Source organism: Tateyamaria sp. GN1-10 (assembly GCF_055693845.1).
Window position 1 is genome coordinate 3,937,603 of sequence record NZ_JBVFUR010000004.1, and the last position, 17,232, is coordinate 3,954,834.

The window sequence follows — 17,232 nt, forward strand, 5'->3', positions numbered from 1 at the left end:
CCTTACCTCAGTGCGCCGGACGCTTTGAGGGCAGCGGCCTTGTCTTCGTTCACCCACCAGAAATCGAGGTAGCCAAGGTTGTAAGGCGGGATGACCTCAGGGTGTTCATACATGTCATAGTAAGCAACCCAGTGGTTCGGGTTGTACCAGAGCGGCACCATGATGAACTCGTAGCGCAGCGCACGATCCAAGGCCCGGAGAGACGCAATCTCTTCCTCGCGCGTTTCGGTGCGCAGTGAAATGTTGATCAACTCATCCACAAGTTCGCTGGCAAGCCCGGCAGGGTTGAATAGCGAAAAGGCTGCATCCTCGGACCCGAAGAACTGTGGGAAACCTGTGCCTGTGCCCAGAAATGTCGGATAGCTGTCGTACAATAGATCATAGTCACGATCCCGTTCACGCGATGTGAATTGAGACGGGTCCACACGTTCCAGCGTGATGTCGATGCCCATGTCGGAGACGTTTTTCACAAATGTCTGCATGACCCCCGTAAGCGTTGGTGATGCAGCAGAGTTGAACAGATAGTTGATGGTCAGCTTTTCTCCGGCGGCATTGCGACGGATACCATCATCTCCTACGACCCAACCGGCATCATCCAGCAACCGCATGGCCCGCCGTAGATTTCGGCGGTCGCGCAGGGTTTCAGGATTGGATGTATGTGGCACGAGAGCCGGTTCTGTCAGAATCTCTTCCGGCACCAAACCGCCGAGAGATTCCAGCATTTCCAGTTCCAGCCCTGTAGGCGGCTCAGTCGCCATGATCGGCGTGCCTTCACTGAATGACGTCCGCTGCGAGAACAACCCGTTTTGAAGGCTCTCATTTGTCCATTCGAAGTTGTAGCCAAGCGCTATCGCCTGTCGCACACGACGATCCTGCAAATGCTCGGACCCCAGGTTAAAGATAATGCCGGTCGCTGTTGGGGGCGTGCCATTTGGCAGTTCCTTTTTTGTGACCTGCCCGTTTTGCACCTTTGGGAAGTCGTATTGTGTAGCCCAGATACGACTGTCGCCTTCTGCCCTGAACGAGTATTCACCCGCTTTGAAGGCCTCGAACGAGGCGGCACTGTCCCCGAATATCTCGACTCGCAGACGATCAAAGTTGTTGCGCCCAACGTTGAAGGGGAGGTCATTCCCCCAGTAGTCCGGATTTCGTTTCAGCACGATTCTGCGCGAGACATCGACACTATCGATCATGTATGCGCCTGAGCCCGGAGAAATATCGAGCCGGCTCTCATTCAATTTGGCGCCCGTCTCCTCGTACCACTTCTTGGACCAGGCGGGCACGCCTCCCACCTGCTCGATGAGCGACCTACGCGATATGCCGTCGGCAAAATAAAACTTGATGGTATGATCGTCGATCACTTCAATCTTAGGAATCCGCTTGCGCACCGCATCCGCGTAGGATTTCAAGCCCTGGTCCAGCAGGAGGTTTTGACTGAAGGCGATGTCGTGAGCCGTTACGGGTGTTCCATCGGAAAAGCGTGCCTCGGGTCGCATGTAGAAGATGACCCACGAACGGTCTTCAGGATACTCTAGCCGTTCGCAAAGAAGGCAGTAGTATTCACCATAGGCGTCTGCCGGTGCAGCACCTCCGCCCGGTGCTTCACCCAGCAGGCTTTCGTACATGAACACCGAAAACGCATGTGCGCGGCCTTGGCGCGCATAAGGGTTCATTGAATCGAGTGTCCCGACAAATCCAATCGCCAATTCACCACCCTTTGGTGCGTCCGGATTTACATAGTCGAAATGCGGATAATCAGCCGGGTACTTCAGATCACCATAAAAGGAGTACCCGTGCGACGAGATGATATTCTCATCTCCCTCTGCCCGCGCCTTGCCGGACAGAGCCAGCGTTGCCAGTAGGCCAAGGATCGCAAGACCGCCCCACAGGATGCTCTTGTCCCGTGTCTTGCTTGCACGGGTCCGCGCCTGGGCATGTCTGCGATTGGGTTGCATTGGTACTCTCCTGTTCGTGGCATTCAGGGCCGTCTTGTCATTGGAGGTAAGCTAAATGCCCAACATGCCAATATGCAACTTGAGATTCCGTGATCACGATGCCCGGCACGTGAGAACGTTGAAACAATTGGCAAGAAAAAAGCCGCAGGCGGGGGCGCTTACGGCTTTGATCGGGTCAAGTTTTGAAACAATCAGTCTTTGATGGTTTCGAGATAGGCAATCAGGTTGGCGCGATCTTCGATGTCGCGCAGGCCGTTGTAGCCCATGGACGTGCCGGGCGCATAGCTGCGCGGGTTTTCCAAGAACCCGTTCAAGTGCTCAGGTGTCCAGGTGTCAACCACTGCATTCAACGCACCCGAGTAACCAAACCCATCCGCGGCCTCGACCGCGCGTCCGACAATACCATGCAGGTAGGGACCCGCACCGTTTGCACCGGCTTCAAGCTTGTGACACGCGCTGCACTGACGGAAAACGCGTGCACCTGCCCCTGCATCCGCGGCTGCGTAAACGTCTGCAAAGGCCACCTCGACCACCTCTTCTGCACCCTCGTCAGCGCCGGTGTCGATGATATACGCTTGTTCGCCGTGACCATCGACATGGTACAGCTCTTCCGCGGCCCATTTGCCGAGCAAAAGCACCAGCAACGCACCACACAGGCTGGCCGCAATCTTGGTAAAGGTCATGGTGTCGAACATTTGGCTTCCGATTCCGTGGCTTTTGATATTGTTCCGGCGGGTATCTACGGCTTCCCCTTGTCACTGGCAAGGTATAGAAAGCGCGACCAATCGCCCTGCCCGACCGAAGTGCAGCGGCCCGGCAGCAAAGGACAAACGATGTCGACACGGATTGCGTTCCAGGGTGATCTGGGCGCCTACGGCCATGAAGCCGTTCTGAAAGCCCGGCCAGATGCCACTCCGGTCCCCTGCCATGCCTTCGAAGATGTTATTGCCGCCGTGCGTGATGGCGCCGCTGACATGGCCATGCTTCCGGTGGAAAACACCACCTATGGGCGCGTGGCCGATATCCATCGCCTGCTTCCACAAAGCGGCCTGCATATCGTGGATGAGGCGTTTGTTCGGGTGCGGATCGCGCTGATGGCCCTTCCGGGTCAGACGCTGGACGATATCTCGCTTGTTCGCGCACATCCCGTTTTGATCCCGCAGGCGCGCGCTTACCTTGATACGCATGGTATTGCGGCCGAGGCAGCGCCAGACAGTGCAGGTGCTGCGGCCGCCATCGCAAGGGAAAGCGAGAGGGGCGTCGGCGCACTGGCGTCTTCGGTGGCTGCGGATATTCACGGTCTGAATGTCCTTGCCCGCGATATCGAGGATCAAGGGCACAACACCACGCGCTTCTTGCTGATGGCGCCCAAAAAGGACACGGCGCGCCGCGCCGACACCATGATCACCACGTTTGTCTTTGAAGTGCGGAACATTCCGGCTGCGCTCTACAAGGCCATGGGTGGATTTGCGACAAATGGCGTGAACATGACCAAGCTGGAAAGCTACATGGTCGGTGGCGCATTTACGGCCACGCAGTTTTACGCCGATGTCGAGGGACACCCCGACGATCCTGAGCTGGCACGGGCACTTGAGGAGCTGGACTACTTCACCAACCGGCTCGACATCCTTGGGGTGTACCCAGCAGCGCCCGGTCGGGATTGATCACGGGGTCGGTGGGCGGGCGCCTTTGACCCGCATGGGTCAAACAGAGCCGCACAACGACAAGATCAAGCAGTACGTTCCAGACGCTCTTCGAACCCTTTGGCGTAGTCTGCAACCCGCAGCTTGAAGCGCTTCGTCAGTGACGTCTTGGCCAATTTCAGCGACTGTATAAACAGCCGCGTGGACAGCGTCAGGGGCACAATGTTCAGTACCAGCGCCATGCGCGTGCGGCTGCGTGACAGGGCCAGCAATTCGACTGAAAAGGTGCCGCTGATCCCCGCAGACGTGATATCGAACACCATTTCGTTCGGCGCGTCGTAGCGCGTGAGCTCAAGGTCCATTTCACGCCGACGACCACGCATCTTAAAATACACTTTCCAGCGCATGCCGACACCGGCCTGTGTCAGAGGGTCCACGCGCTGAACCTCGGCACCGCGGCGCATCGCCTGACGTTCGAAACTGTCAAAATCGTTGAGGGCTGCGAACACCTTGTCGATATGCGCAGCCACGTCTTCCCGGGCCGAGAGCTTCATTTCATATGCCTGTTATTTCAGGGTTCAGTCTCCCCTCAATCAAGGGTGTCCGCAAGCCAGTTCTCAAGTAAAAAGTGTGCAATTGCCCCTTTGCGTGCGGGAAGAACGGTTTTGTGTTCGCCTGCGAAGATCGCGAGCATCTCTTCGCGCGTGACCCATATGGCGTCTTCGATCTCGTCCGGATCGATCGTGATGTCGCGGGTTAACGCTTCGCCTTGACAGCCGAACATCAACGAAGCCGGAAACGGCCATGGCTGGCTCGAAAGATATTCAACCGGGCCCACACGGATGCCCGCTTCTTCAAATACTTCGCGTCGCACTGCCGCTTCGAGGGTTTCGCCCGGTTCTACGAACCCGGCCAGCAACGAATACATACCCTCCGGCCATCCGGGCGACCGGCCCATCAGGACCGAGTTCCCATGGGTGATCAGCATGATAACCACCGGATCCGTGCGCGGGAAATGATGTGCGCCACAAGAGGGACAGGTGCGTTGCCAGCCTGCTTGGGTCATCTCCGACGCCGCGCCACACTTGGCGCAGAACCCGTGGGTTTCGTGCCACCCAAAGACGGCTTTGGCTGTCGCCGCGAGTTCGGCGTCGCGCGGCGACAGCCATGTCATGGTGCGCCGCAATTCAGCAAAAACCTCGTCTTCGGCACAGGCAGGGTGGTGTTGCTCTGTTGGGTCCAGAAACCCGCCCAACGTCGACAAGTCCAGATCATCTGGTGCCCAGCTGGACACGTCCAAGGCAAAGCGCGGCGCGCCATCTTCGCTCCCAAGAAACACGGCAGTTTTCATATCTGCGACTTCACAAGCGGGGTGATCCATCGCAAGGCGCACCAAAGATGCCGGTCGGGTACGTTGGATCAACGGTTTGCCACGCCAAATCAGAACCGCGCGCGCCGTCGGGTCAGCCAGCGCCCCGGCGATAGCCTCGGCATCGCCCCGCATCTCTGCCGCCCGGTCAAGGTGGGACCCCCCGAATGTCACGGTCTCAGCATGTTTCACGCCTGCCCTCGCATTTTCTTCATTTGCGCCTTGCTTGGCATGCGCCGGACGGTGACGCAATGGGACGGCGTATGGTCCAACGCGGATGTTTCCGAACCAAATGTTCTTTTTTGCTTGCCTTGAACTCAACCGTAGGGTGCAAGTTGCAATATGACCCTGCCGACCGCTTGTTTACGCATCGCCGCCACATCCGACGTCCATATGCACCTCACGGGACGGGATGCACTGCGCAACACCCACACGCAAACCAAGGGTATGGATCGACTGGCGAACCTGATCCAAGACGCGCGCAGGACGGCTGCGGGCGGTTTTATTCTAGTCGATAACGGGGACGCGCTGCAGGGTACTCCACTGGGCGATATTTGCGTGGATGCGCCAGAAAACCATCCATGGCCAGCCATTCTAAACGCTCTGAACTATGACGCTGTCGGCCTCGGCAACCATGATTTTGATTTTGGACTGCCGTTCCTGAACCAAGTGATGGGTCAGGCCCATTGTCCTGTGCTGTGCGCCAATGAGACAACCAATGCTGTCACATGTGCTGCCCCCTTCGCCATCGTTGAACGCAATGTCCTCTGTTCAGACGGTGAGGGTCGCCTGCTGCGTGTCGGGCTAACATCGGTCCTGCCGCCGCAAACCGCCGTGTGGAACCGGCGTTGTCTGGACGATGCAGTGCAATTCGAAGGCGGCGTCGAAGCCGCTAAAAAAGCGGTCTCAGCCCTGCGCGACGCCGGTGCGGACGTTGTTGTCTTCTTGTGTCACAGCGGATTGAACGACGGCGTCGATTCGACTGGCGAGAATTTTGGGGCGGCGATTGCCGCAGATGTGCCAGGCGTCGATGCAATGATCCTGGGGCACACCCATCTGCGATTTCCTGGACCAGACCACTCAGGGCTCGACGGGGTGGATGCCATCAACGGCACAGTGTTTGGTGTGCCAGGGGTGATGCCGGGACACGCAGGTACAGAACTGGGCGTGATTGATCTGACGCTGGTGCATGGGCGGAACGGATGGCAGGTCGACGGGCATGCCGTGCGGCGTTCTGGTGTCCGCATCGATGATCCCCAGGATCAGACATTGGTGAATATCACCAGCCCTTTGGTTGAAGCCGCGCGGATGCATCTGGACAAGCCAATCGGGACGACACCCGAACACTTGCACACTTGGTTTTCGATGCTGCGCCCGTCCCCGACAGAAGCGTTGGTCGCGCGAGCGTTATCAGGCACGATTGCCAAAGCTGTCGCTGACACGGACCTCGCCAACTTGCCCGTTCTGGCAAGTGTTGCACCGGCCGCACTGGGTGGCAGGGCAGGCCCGGACAACTATGTCAACATTCCATCAGGCCAATTGTGCGAACGTCACGTGGCCATGTTATGCCCTTATCCCAATACGGTTTGGGCTGCTGTCCTAACCGGCGCAGACCTGCAGGACTGGATTGAGCGCAGCCTCGCCTTTTTCAATCCGGTCGATGGCGAGGGAGCTGCCTTGGTGAACCCCGACTCTCCGGCTTTCAACTTTGATGTGTTGCATGGAACGGAGGTGGAGGTGGATTTGCGCGCACCCGCAAAGTTCGAAACCAATGGTCATCGCGTGCTGCCAGACGCATCTCGCGTGAGACAATTGGCGTATGGAGGCCAATCGGTGCACCCGCAAGATCGCTTCGTGGTCGCCATGACCAGTTATCGTGGTGCCGGTGGAGGTAATTACCCTGGCATCGGTCCGCAGACAGAGATTGTGCAGACGAATGTGGAAGTGCGGCAAGCACTGCGGGCTGCAATGGCCGGGGACATACAGTCGGCCATTGTACCTGGCTCGGACCCTTGGAGATTCACGCCCAACCAAGGCGTTCGCCGCATCATCCAGACATCACCGGTGGCAGAGGACTATCTGTCCTATATCTCGGACTTTGATCCGCGGCCCTTGGGTTTGGACGAAAGCGGGTTTCTTCAGGTCCAAGTCTCGATATGACTAATTGTGCACCTCTTGCGCCGGATGGGTGCCCGCTTTATATGACCTCTTGAGAGGTTGGCGCGGGCAGGCGCCTCGCCAACCCGGTCAGATCCGGAAGGAAGCAGCCGTAACGAGCCCCGCTTGGGTCGTTGTCAATCTCTCACCAAAGCGCGGCGTGGTGTGCGTCGGCCCGGCAGCGCATCTGAAAGGTGCGGGAGGGTGGTCTACAATAGCAGACTAGTCCTCAAGCAGCACTGGCCAGATCGCTTTGTTCCGGCGCGAGAATGCGCCGAGATGTCCGACATTTTTAACCCCATGGTCCCGTGGATCGATGACGACCGGTTCAGTCCCATAGACCTTTGCCAGCCTTGCCACCTGCGGCGGTGGGATCAGATCGTCGTCAGTGAATGCGTGCAACCGCACTTTCGCACTGCTTTGCCAATTCGGGGCTGTCAAGCGTGGACCAATATCCGCATCGTAGAACGAGCGCGATGTGCACCATTTGCGCCATTGCCAGAACACACCTGATGGCAAGTCTTCGCCAAAGCGGAGTGATTTGCCGGGCATGTAGCCACAGATCAGCGTTGCCAACGGGCCCATGGCAAACCAAAAATTCAGCGCCAGCGCGCGGTAGGGCCACGGGTGATCGTTGTGATGCACCATCCCGGATGCCACACCGATGATGCGTGCGACATCGTCCATTTCCGGCTGGTTCGGCAACAACATCGCCCCAAGGGAATGACCAATGACCCACAGCTGTGTCTCCGGGGCTTCGCGGCGCATCGCACGGCGGGCGGCGACCTGATCGCGGATACCCCAGTCCGTCATGTCAGCCTGCACCCGGCGCATTGGCCCGGCATAGGACCGCCCAAGGCCGCGGTGGTCATAGGTCAGCACAGCCATCCCCCGTTCCGCAGCCAACCAGCGCGCGAAATGGGTGTAGAAAGTCTGCGGCACACCCGTAGCACTGTTTAGCACCACCGCGGCGAAGGGACGTTGCTTTGGTCGATACATCCGCCCGACCAGTTCTGCGCCGTCCTGCGTCTTGAAAGCCAGCGACCGTTCGGTCACTGCACGTTGAGTTGGAGCCGTATCGAACATGGAGCATCTCCTTGTGGCAGCGCTAGACCATTTGGTCTAATTGCAACGCTGGACCAATCGGTCTAATGCTGTCAAGATCAAAGAATGAACGACCGACCACTTCCAACCAAGGATCGCCTGATCCTGTCAGCCGCCACATTGTTCCGCACACGTGGCTACCACGGCGTGGGGCTGGCCGATTTGCTGGCCGATGCCAAGGCGCCCAAGGGGTCCCTGTATCACCATTTCCCCAATGGAAAATCCGACCTTGCCATGGCGGCGGCCACGTCGGCGTCGGACGAAATGCTGCGCCTCATCGCGGCGAGCTTTGACGGCGCCGAAAGCTTCAATGACGGCGCAAAGACACTGTGTTTCAAGCTGGCCAAACTGTTCGACATTACGGGCTGGGACACCTGCCCCATCGCGGCCACTCTGTTCGAAGGCCCAGACAACGAAGATTTCCGGGACCATGCCAGTCACATCTACGAAGGCTGGATCGCCGAGGTTCAGGACCACGCCGCGCGGCTGGGCCTGAGTCCAGAGGAGGCGCAGGCCAAATCGGAACATCTGTTCATGCTGATACAAGGCGGTTGGGCACTGGCACGGGCACGGCGCAGTTCCGACGTTATCCGGAAGATGACGGATCGGCTGTAACAACGCCGATGGCACCGGTATTTTCCAAGCCACTTGAATCGATAGGCAAGCGCAGCGATCCCGCGCCTGATCTGACAGCAATGGTGGACGCCGCCCGCCCTGCCCCGTAGTGTCCACAGGTCACTCCGAATCCGCGCGAAGGCCCATGTCAGAAGAGACCCAGAAATATCAGGTGCTGGCCCGTAAATACCGGCCCGAAACCTTTGCCGACCTTGTCGGTCAGGACGCCATGGTGCGCACACTGAAAAACGCGTTCGAGGCGGACCGGATCGCCCAAGCCTTTGTGATGACGGGCATTCGTGGAACGGGCAAAACGACGACCGCGCGCATCATCGCCAAGGGCATGAACTGCATCGGACCGGACGGCAACGGTGGTCCCACCACAGAGCCCTGCGGAGAATGCGAGCACTGCGTGGCGATCATGGAAGGGCGCCATGTCGACGTGCTTGAGATGGACGCCGCCTCGAACACATCCGTGAATGACATTCGCGAGATTATCGATTCCGTCCACTACCGGGCCGCATCCGCGCGCTACAAGATCTACATCATCGACGAGGTGCACATGCTGTCGAACAGTGCGTTCAACGCGCTGCTGAAGACACTGGAAGAGCCGCCCGCCCACGTGAAGTTCATCTTTGCCACCACCGAGATCCGCAAGGTCCCGGTCACCGTTCTGTCGCGGTGCCAGCGGTTTGACCTGCGTCGGATCGAACCGGAGGTGATGATTGCCTTGCTGCGCAAGATCGCCGGCGCCGAAGGGGCAGAGATTGCAGATGACGCGCTGGCGTTGATCACGCGCGCCGCCGAAGGGTCGGCGCGTGATGCGACGTCACTTCTGGATCAAGCGATTTCCCATGGTGCCGGTGAGACGACCGCCGATCAGGTGCGGGCCATGCTGGGCCTTGCTGACCGGGGCCGCGTGCTGGACCTGTTCGACATGATCCTCAAGGGCGACGCGGCCGGGGCCTTGACCGAGCTGGGCGCACAATACGCCGACGGCGCCGACCCCATGGCGGTGCTGCGCGATCTGGCCGAGATCACGCACTGGACCTCGGTCGTGAAGATCACGCCTGAGGCTGCCGACGACCCGACCATTTCGCCGGACGAACGCAGCCGGGGCCTGCAGATGGCGGAAACGCTGCCGATGCGTGTGCTGACGCGCCTTTGGCAGATGCTGCTCAAGGCGTTGGACGAAGTGGCAAGTGCGCCCAACGCGATGATGGCTGCCGAGATGGCGATTATCCGGCTGACCCATGTGGCGGACCTGCCCAGCCCGGGTGATCTGGTGAAAAAGCTGCAGGACAGCCCACCGCCTGCCGCGCCCGTTGGGAATGGTGGCGCCACAGGCGCAGGAACGCCATCGGGCGCGCAGGCGGTGCAGCAGGCCCAGACACGGATGGCGACGAACCCATCGGCCCATGGGCAGGCAACCGCTCTGGCGCAGGACCCGGCCGAAGCGCTGGCCCGCTATCCGACATTTGAACATGTGATTGAACTGATCCGGTCGAACCGGGATGTGAAATTGCTGGTCGAAGTGGAAACGACGCTTCGTTTGGCGGCCTATCAGCCCGGGCGGATCGAATTTCAACCAACCGAGGACGCGCCGCGGGATCTGGCGCAGCGTCTAGGTGCCCGACTGCAGCTGTGGACCGGCAACCGTTGGGGCGTGTCGATTGTCAGTGACGGCGGTGGCAAGACAATTGCCGAGGTGCGCGATGCCGCCGATCTGGAGCTGAAGTCCAAAGCTGAAGCACACCCGCTGGTGCAGGCGGTCATGGAGCAGTTTCCCAAGGCCAGGATCACCGCAATCCGCACACCCGAAGAGATTGCGCAAGAGGCCCATATCGAAGCGCTGCCAGAAGTGGACGACGAATGGGACCCCTTCGAAGAGGACTGATGCACCTCCTGTCCCCGCGGGGACAGGGTTGCGGGCTTGGAATCGCTGCAACTGTTTTTCCGAACATCGTGTGGGCAGATGTCTGCGACAAGGTGCGCCCCTATTGGGATGGAACCCATGTCAATATGTTCGAAGAGGTCTTTGGTCAGCTTTCAAACCCATTCACGGCAATTCTGGTCGGTCTTTCGATTGCTCTCGTTTTGCAGAAGAAACTGAAGCTTGTGCTTCTCGGCGTGCTCATCATCTCTGGGTATGCCTTGCTGTTTGTAGATCCGCTTTTTCTGGATGACGCGCGATGGCAGGCGAAGCGTGAGGGCTGCATAGGTAATCAAGAACTGTGGTGGGCCGTGCTCGCAGCAATTGCTTTGTTTGGCTTGTTCCGTATGGGTCGCACTGTTTTGAGGATGGCAAAATGAAATCGGCATACTTCCTTTTGCACCTCAGCATTTTGCCCCAAGCAGCCATGGCTGAAGTCTGTGACAAGGCGCGCCCCGGTTGGGACGGCGCCCCCGTGGGCATGGTGGGCGAAGCGATCAGCCTTTTTCTGTCGCCAGCCGGCGTCGCCTTGTTGTTGCTGTCGCTCATTGCGCTGCGATTTCGTCACCAGTGGGTTGGGTTGGCTGCGGTGATCCTGTGGACCGTGTTCATCACCGTCGTCACCATGGCGGACCCAACGGGTGTCCGGGGACTGGCGATGGTTGAGGGCTGCATTGGTCCACCCACCTTGTTCATCGCGGCCGTCGCTGCGATATGTGTCGGGATTGTTTTATATACGAAGCCGCGGGCAAGCGGCGCAGATGGATCGGAGAGTTAGATGTTCAAGGGACTTGGCGGGCTTGGCGATATGGCCGGGATGATGAAGAAAGCCCAGGAAATGCAGACCAAGATGGCCGAGATGCAGGACGAGTTGCACAACGTCATGGTCACTGGCGAAAGCGGCGCGGGACTGGTCAAGGCTACAGCCACGGCCAAGGGCGAATTGACCGCGCTCGACATCGATCCATCGATCTTCAACGGCGACGACAAGGAAGTGGTCGAGGACCTGATCCTTGCCGCCATCAAGGACGCGCAAGCCAAGGCGCAAGAGCGCGCGCAGGAAGAGATGGGCAAACTGACCGAAGGTCTGGGCCTGCCACCGGGGATGAAATTGCCGTTCTAGGACGCTTTGGCATCATGCGCTTGCAGCGGTTCTGATGCTGAGGTTGCCTCGGTCGAGCGCTGGCGCAAATGTCTACGCAGTCCGAACAAGAACGCCAAAAACACCATGTAAATGGTGAATGTCAGGCTTAGCCGTTTGACCCCCTCGCGAAATGTGAGGGAGCGTTCGCCGCGATCTGTTGGCCGCGTCACGCCATGTTCCGCGCCGTCTGCGTCCTCGCTGCCGCTGACGGCGCTATCACTGCCTGAGCACGACGCGTCAACCGCCTGATCAAGACGCACAACGTGGTCACGCAAACCTTCATCTACGGTCACCCCCCGACCGCTTGCCAAGGCAAGTGCGGTGTCGATTACGGCATGTGCCGCGCGGGCATCTCGACGCCGTGCGTCCTGTGACAGGGTTCGCTTCACCACCTCTGGTGACATCTGCGCCATGGCCCGCGCCAAACGGTCCCGTTGGTGCACAGACACGTTTCCGCCGCCGTCAAGGACAGACAGCAGTGTCCCATTGGCAACCCGCAAGGGGACCGGATAGGCGCACGCCAGTGCCATGTTGTGCCACAGCAGAAGTGCAGTCACTGCAAGCGTTGATCGGGAAAGAGAGCGTTGCATTTGCCTGTTTTCATTGCTGATTTAGCACAGGCTAACTTCATTTCATTTCGAACTGGTGAACCGCAATAGACCCTTTTTGTTCTGCCAAAAGCGCAATAGGATCAAGGGAATGAGCAGCACCCGTGACATAGACAACCTGATCGAGATGATGGCGAAGCTGCCGGGTCTTGGCCCCCGCTCTGCCCGGCGGGCTGTTCTGCACCTGATCCGCAAGCAGGCACTGTTGCTGACCCCCTTGGCTGACCTGATGCAGACCGTCGCTGCCACGGCGCGGGAATGCCTGAATTGCGGGAACGTCGGCACAAGCGACATCTGCGATATATGCGCGTCAGAAAAACGTGCGAATTCAGAACTTTGCGTGGTCGAGGATGTGTCCGATCTGTGGGCGATGGAGCGGGCGGGTGTGTTCAAGGGACGCTATCATGTACTGGGCGGAACGCTGTCTGCGCTGGATGCTATTGGCCCCGACGAGCTGCGGATTCCACGGCTGATCGACCGGGTGCAGACCGAGAACATCACCGAGGTCATTCTGGCCCTGAACGCCACGATCGACGGTCAGACGACCGCCCATTACATCGCCGATCAGCTTGAAGGTCAGGTCAAGCTGACGTCGCTGGCTCAAGGGGTGCCGATTGGGGGCGAGCTGGATTATCTGGACGACGGGACGATCACGGCAGCGCTGAATGCGCGGAAAGCGCTGTAGGTCTTAAGCCACCGTTCGGTGGGCCAATTTTGGCGAACTGCGCATTTTGGACCAGAAACTGCATATTTCCAGACGCGATATCCCAAGCAAATTCCGCCCATTTTCAGAAACTGCACATTTTGCCGCGCAAACTGCACCTTTTGCGACATGGCACAGCGTTAACACCCCGTTCAGGATCGTGGCATCTTAACGTTTCCAAGGGCTTGATAACTCTTGATTAAGTTTTGTGCAGTGCCGCGGGAACCGATTGCCCGCCCCACCCCGTTCTGACACACAGCACATATGACATCGCGCAAAGACTTTCTGCAGGGCGTGGGCCTGCGCCTGCTGGCTGCCTTTCTGATGACCGCGATGTCAGCGGCCGTGCATGGTGCAGCTGAAACCGTGCCCATCGGCCAGATCATGTTCTGGCGGTCTGCCGTCGCGCTGGTGCCGATCTGCCTGTACATGATGTGGCTGGGTGACTTTCCCCACGGTCTGCGCACGACCCGACCGGGCCTGCATGTCACGCGTAGCGTGTTCGGGGCATTTTCCATGGCGATGTCCTTTCTATCGCTGGCCTATCTGCCGGTCGCGAATGCGCAGGCGCTGGCCTACCTCGCGCCCGTGCTGGTTCTGCCGCTGGCCGCCCTGATGCTGAAGGAACGGCTTTCGAACGCCATTTTCATTGCCATCGCCCTAGGCTTTGGCGGGGTCCTGTTGCTGTTGTGGGATGCGTTCGAGCGACCGGGTGATGGAGCGTTGATCGGCGTTGCCGCCGGGCTGGCCTACGCCGTGACCATGGCCTTTGTCCGGGTGCATACGAAGACGATGACGCTGACCGAAAGCTCGTCGACCATTGCGTTTTACTTTGCCGTGGTGTCGGCGGTCATCGGTCTGGCCACCCTGCCCCTTGGCTGGGTGGCGCTGAACGCGGCGGTGCTGGGTTGGCTGGTACTGGCAGGCGTAATCGGCGGTGTCGGTCACATCGTGGCAAACGAAGCGGTGGCCCGCGCGCCGGTCAGTGCGCTGGCCCCGTTCGATTTCACCGGATTGATCTGGGCCTTGGGCTTTGACCTGATCCTGTTTTCGGTCTTTCCCGGTGTCACCGGCTTGCTGGGTGTGTTTGCCATCACCTTTGCAGCACTGGTTGTGACCTTTGCCGGGTCACGGGCTGTTCGGGATCAATCGAAATAGCTGCGGAACCCGGTGATCGCGGCTTGCAACCCGTCATCGGTGACATCCTTGTGCAGTACGAGCCGTGTTGTGCCGGTGGCCCCGGTCAATTGAACGCCGTGAGCGGCCATGTGGTGCGGCAAGTCCGCAGTGACCCCGCCGGGCGGCGTGAAAAAGATCATGTTGGTGGCTTGCTGTACGCCTCCGTACTGTCTCAGGGCGTCAGCGAGTACAGTGGCGCGGGAATGGTCTTCGGTCAGGCGGGTGGTGTTGTGATCCAGCGCATGAAGGCCAGCGGCGGCAAGGATGCCGGCCTGCCGTGTGCCGCCGCCCAGCATCTTGCGATAGCGGCGGGCGCGGTCGATCAGGTCCTGAGGGCCGACGAGGACTGAGCCGACGGGGGCGCCCAGCCCCTTGGACAGACAGATCGAGACACTGTCGAACATGTCGGCCAGCGCGGTTTCGGGGCAATTGAGCGCGGCCACGGCATTGAAATAGCGCGCACCATCCAGATGTACGGCCAACCCCGCGTCGCGGCCTGCCTGCACCGCGTCACCCAGTCGGGTGAGCGGGATTGCCATGCCGTTGTGCGTGTTTTCCAGCCCCAGAAGCCGGGTGATCGGCATGTGGGGGTCATCCTCTTTCACCGCTGTGGTGATGTCGGACGGGTTGAGTGCTCCGTCATCGGCGACATCCAACGCCTCGAACCCTATGCCGCCCAGAACGGAGGCGCCTTTAGCCTCGTATCTGTATATGTGATAGGGGCGGCCTGTGATGATCTCTTCGCCCCGTGCGCAATGCGCCAGCATGCCAACGAAGTTGCTTTGCGTGCCCGAGGTCAGGAACAGCCCCGCTTCTTTCCCAAGCCGTTCGGCCAGCGTCGCTTCGAGCCGATTGACCGTCGGGTCATCGCCAAAGACGTCATCGCCCACATCCGCGTCGGCCATTGCCTTGCGCATCGCAGCATCGGGCCGCGTGACGGTGTCACTGCGCAGATCGCAGATGATGTTAGCGGGGCTGTCGCCCTCGACCTGAGCATATTGGTTCATGGGGTGCGCCTTTGCGGGACATGGATACGGGCACGCCAATCGTAGGCGCACCCGCCGGGAACGCAAGGCCGGACCGGTCAGTCGAGGATAGCCGGGATTGGTGGATTTCCCGTCAGCCCGACCCCTTCGCGCACGGCATCCGTATGTGCTGCGGTTCCGAGGAAGTTGTTCATCGCGGCGTAGTATTGGCCCATATGGTCGCCCAGCAAGCGCCCGATATGCTGGCCGTTGACTTCGGTGTTCGAGGCAAGCTCTGCCAGAACCGCGACCCATGTGGTGACAATCACCCCGGCTGCCGCCAGCCGTTGAGTTGTCACCTGCTGGATCATCGGGTTGAAGTCGGCGCAGGCGTCCAGCACGACGTAGGTTTCGTAGCCGTCACGCAGGGCCGAAATGGCCGGGAATGCCGCACATACCTCGGTTGCGAGGCCTGAGATGACCAGCTTGCGCCGCCCCGTGGCCTCAACCGCCGCGCGGGATGCGTCGTCTTTCCAGAAGTTCACGAAGGGGCGGTCGATCACGTTCACGTCCGGGAACAGGGTTTTTAGTTCCGGCATGGTTGGCCCGTTGGGGCCATCCGGCCAGCTTGTGCCCATGATGACGGGAATGTCGAATGCCTTGGCCGTGCGGGCGTGGCCGAGGATGTTGTTCTTGAGTTGGAGCGGGTCGATCGATGGGAGGAACTGCATGAGCCCGACCTGGTGGTCGATCATCAGAAACACGCAGTTGTCGGGGGTCAGGTCGGAAGCGGGTAGTGCCATTTTGGGTCTCTCCTGGGTTCTGTCTTGAATTGACCGGCGGGTCCGTGTCACCAACACTCTGGCCCCGCCGCGCCATGACATGGCCCGGGATCGTATTGAAACAATTGAACAAATTCGGAATGCAGCAATGGCGGAAATGGGATGATCATCAGCGATCTGGTAGATGCGCGTATTCTGGTCGAGCTGCGTCAGTGCGGCAGTTTTGCCGGCACCGCCCGTGTGTTGAAGGTGCCGACAACAACCGTCAGCCGGCGGATCGCCAAGATGGAGGAGCGGGCCGGGTTGCGCCTGTTCGAGCGCACCTCACGCAAGGTGTGTATCACGGAGGCCGGTGAGGTCGCGGCCCACGAGGCCCGACGCATAGTTGCAGCGGCCGAGACGGCAGAGCTGACCATAGATGGGTTGCGCGCTGTCCTCAGCGGGACAGTCAGCATCAGCACACCGACGATCTTTGGTCAGGCGCTGTTGGCTCCGGCAGCGGCGGGGTTTCTGGCAGCCTATCCCGAGTGCGCGCTGGAGGTAGACCTGTCGGATCGGCATGTCGATCTGATTGAAGAGCGGTTCGATGCCGTTGTGCGGGTTGGCCCGCCCGAAAATGATGAGATCATCGCGAAACCGATGGGCACGGTCTTTGCCAGCCTGTTCTGCGGACCGAAAGCTGCCGGATGCGCAAACCTGGATGATCTGGCCACTTGTCCGGTTGGGCTGATGCATCCAGGCATGTCCGCGACCCCCAGCTTGCACATCACGTCGCCCGAGGGGCACGTGCATGAGGTTTCCGTCCAACCGCGCATGATCGCAATGAACCCGTGGCTGTTGCTGGAAACGGCGGTCCGTTCGGATCTGGTGGTGGTGTTGCCGGACATCGTGGCCGCGCCAGCCGTTGCAGATGGGGCGCTGCGCCGCGTACTGCCCGGCTGGCACACGCGCCGTGCGCCTGTGCATCTGGCGTTCACATCACGCCGGTTGATGCGCCCGGCGGTGCGGGCGTTCATCGATCACATGTCGGACGTCATGCCAGGGCAGTTGCTGCCCTGACCATCAATTGAAGCAC

18 protein-coding genes and 1 other RNA gene are annotated in these 17,232 nt (G+C 59.8%); 11 read left to right on the plus strand and 8 right to left on the minus strand.

Translation table 11 applies throughout. The features are described 5' to 3' along the window. Positions 1-2: 2 nt before the first annotated feature. Positions 3-1,955 (minus strand): extracellular solute-binding protein, encoded by a 1,953-nt coding sequence (locus tag ACZ1HN_RS21750; protein WP_472729004.1) that lies wholly within the window; start codon positions 1,953-1,955, stop codon positions 3-5. Positions 1,956-2,146: 191 nt separating this feature from the next. Further along, positions 2,147-2,650, minus strand: coding sequence for a c-type cytochrome (locus ACZ1HN_RS21755; protein WP_472729005.1), 504 nt, complete (start codon positions 2,648-2,650; stop codon positions 2,147-2,149). Between the two features lie 138 nt (positions 2,651-2,788). On the opposite strand from ACZ1HN_RS21755, the gene ACZ1HN_RS21760 reads away from it, so the two are divergent. Next, positions 2,789-3,619 (plus strand): prephenate dehydratase, encoded by an 831-nt coding sequence (locus ACZ1HN_RS21760; protein WP_299208554.1) that lies wholly within the window; start codon positions 2,789-2,791, stop codon positions 3,617-3,619. 65 nt (positions 3,620-3,684) lie between these two features. Here the strand turns inward: ACZ1HN_RS21760 and ACZ1HN_RS21765 are convergent, their stop codons facing one another. Further along, on the minus strand, positions 3,685-4,152 hold the full coding sequence (locus tag ACZ1HN_RS21765; RefSeq protein ID WP_472729006.1) for an SRPBCC family protein: 468 nt from the start codon (positions 4,150-4,152) through the stop codon (positions 3,685-3,687). Positions 4,153-4,187: 35 nt separating this feature from the next. Then, the gene (nudC, locus tag ACZ1HN_RS21770) at positions 4,188-5,159 is read right to left on the minus strand and encodes an NAD(+) diphosphatase (protein ID WP_472729007.1); all 972 of its coding nucleotides are present in this window, start codon (positions 5,157-5,159) and stop codon (positions 4,188-4,190) included. Between the two features lie 150 nt (positions 5,160-5,309). Between nudC and ACZ1HN_RS21775 the strand changes: the two genes are divergently transcribed. Together ACZ1HN_RS21775 and ffs are read left to right on the plus strand one after the other, a co-directional pair. Beyond that, entirely contained in the window at positions 5,310-7,127 is a 1,818-nt protein-coding gene (locus ACZ1HN_RS21775; RefSeq protein WP_472729008.1) for a 5'-nucleotidase C-terminal domain-containing protein, read from the plus strand. Positions 7,128-7,177: 50 nt separating this feature from the next. Continuing rightward, positions 7,178-7,275, plus strand: an RNA gene (ffs, locus tag ACZ1HN_RS21780) — signal recognition particle sRNA small type. A 71-nt stretch (positions 7,276-7,346) separates the two neighbouring features. Here the strand turns inward: ffs and ACZ1HN_RS21785 are convergent. After that, on the minus strand, positions 7,347-8,210 hold the full coding sequence (locus tag ACZ1HN_RS21785) for an alpha/beta hydrolase family protein (RefSeq protein WP_472729009.1): 864 nt from the start codon (positions 8,208-8,210) through the stop codon (positions 7,347-7,349). 84 nt (positions 8,211-8,294) lie between these two features. Here ACZ1HN_RS21785 and ACZ1HN_RS21790 point away from each other — a divergent pair, with 84 nt between their 5' ends. The 5 genes from ACZ1HN_RS21790 to ACZ1HN_RS21810 all read left to right on the plus strand — a co-directional run bounded on the left by ACZ1HN_RS21790 (position 8,295) and on the right by ACZ1HN_RS21810 (position 11,899). Then, positions 8,295-8,843, plus strand: coding sequence for a TetR/AcrR family transcriptional regulator (locus ACZ1HN_RS21790; RefSeq protein ID WP_299208564.1), 549 nt, complete (start codon positions 8,295-8,297; stop codon positions 8,841-8,843). Positions 8,844-8,988: 145 nt separating this feature from the next. Further along, positions 8,989-10,740 (plus strand): DNA polymerase III subunit gamma/tau, encoded by a 1,752-nt coding sequence (locus tag ACZ1HN_RS21795; protein ID WP_472729010.1) that lies wholly within the window; start codon positions 8,989-8,991, stop codon positions 10,738-10,740. 68 nt (positions 10,741-10,808) lie between these two features. After that, on the plus strand, positions 10,809-11,156 hold the full coding sequence (locus ACZ1HN_RS21800; RefSeq protein WP_472729011.1) for a hypothetical protein: 348 nt from the start codon (positions 10,809-10,811) through the stop codon (positions 11,154-11,156). A gap of 47 nt (positions 11,157-11,203) precedes the next feature. Beyond that, the gene (locus tag ACZ1HN_RS21805; protein ID WP_472729012.1) at positions 11,204-11,554 is read left to right on the plus strand and encodes a hypothetical protein; all 351 of its coding nucleotides are present in this window, start codon (positions 11,204-11,206) and stop codon (positions 11,552-11,554) included. Then, positions 11,555-11,899, plus strand: coding sequence for a YbaB/EbfC family nucleoid-associated protein (locus tag ACZ1HN_RS21810; RefSeq protein ID WP_189368109.1), 345 nt, complete (start codon positions 11,555-11,557; stop codon positions 11,897-11,899). Here the strand turns inward: ACZ1HN_RS21810 and ACZ1HN_RS21815 are convergent. Next, complete coding sequence (locus ACZ1HN_RS21815) at positions 11,896-12,477, minus strand: hypothetical protein (RefSeq protein WP_472729013.1); 582 nt, start codon at positions 12,475-12,477, stop codon at positions 11,896-11,898. The genes ACZ1HN_RS21810 and ACZ1HN_RS21815 overlap by 4 nt on opposite strands. Positions 12,478-12,619: 142 nt before the next feature. Here ACZ1HN_RS21815 and recR point away from each other — a divergent pair, with 142 nt between their 5' ends. Both recR and ACZ1HN_RS21825 read left to right on the plus strand, forming a co-directional pair. Beyond that, positions 12,620-13,213 (plus strand): recombination mediator RecR, encoded by a 594-nt coding sequence (recR, locus tag ACZ1HN_RS21820; protein ID WP_299208575.1) that lies wholly within the window; start codon positions 12,620-12,622, stop codon positions 13,211-13,213. A gap of 282 nt (positions 13,214-13,495) precedes the next feature. After that, positions 13,496-14,389 carry a DMT family transporter gene (locus ACZ1HN_RS21825; protein WP_472729014.1) on the plus strand — a complete coding sequence of 298 codons (894 nt, stop codon included), beginning with the start codon at positions 13,496-13,498 and terminating at the stop codon, positions 14,387-14,389. Here the strand turns inward: ACZ1HN_RS21825 and ltaE are convergent. Together ltaE and ACZ1HN_RS21835 are read right to left on the minus strand one after the other, a co-directional pair. Continuing rightward, positions 14,377-15,417, minus strand: a complete 1,041-nt coding sequence (ltaE, locus tag ACZ1HN_RS21830; RefSeq protein ID WP_472729015.1) for a low-specificity L-threonine aldolase — start codon at positions 15,415-15,417, stop codon at positions 14,377-14,379. The two genes, ACZ1HN_RS21825 and ltaE, sit on opposite strands and share 13 nt — an antisense overlap. 77 nt (positions 15,418-15,494) lie before the next feature. Beyond that, the gene (locus tag ACZ1HN_RS21835; protein WP_472729016.1) at positions 15,495-16,178 is read right to left on the minus strand and encodes an isochorismatase family protein; all 684 of its coding nucleotides are present in this window, start codon (positions 16,176-16,178) and stop codon (positions 15,495-15,497) included. A gap of 141 nt (positions 16,179-16,319) precedes the next feature. Between ACZ1HN_RS21835 and ACZ1HN_RS21840 the strand changes: the two genes are divergently transcribed. Further along, positions 16,320-17,216, plus strand: coding sequence for a LysR substrate-binding domain-containing protein (locus ACZ1HN_RS21840; RefSeq protein WP_472729017.1), 897 nt, complete (start codon positions 16,320-16,322; stop codon positions 17,214-17,216). Positions 17,217-17,232 lie beyond the last annotated feature (16 nt).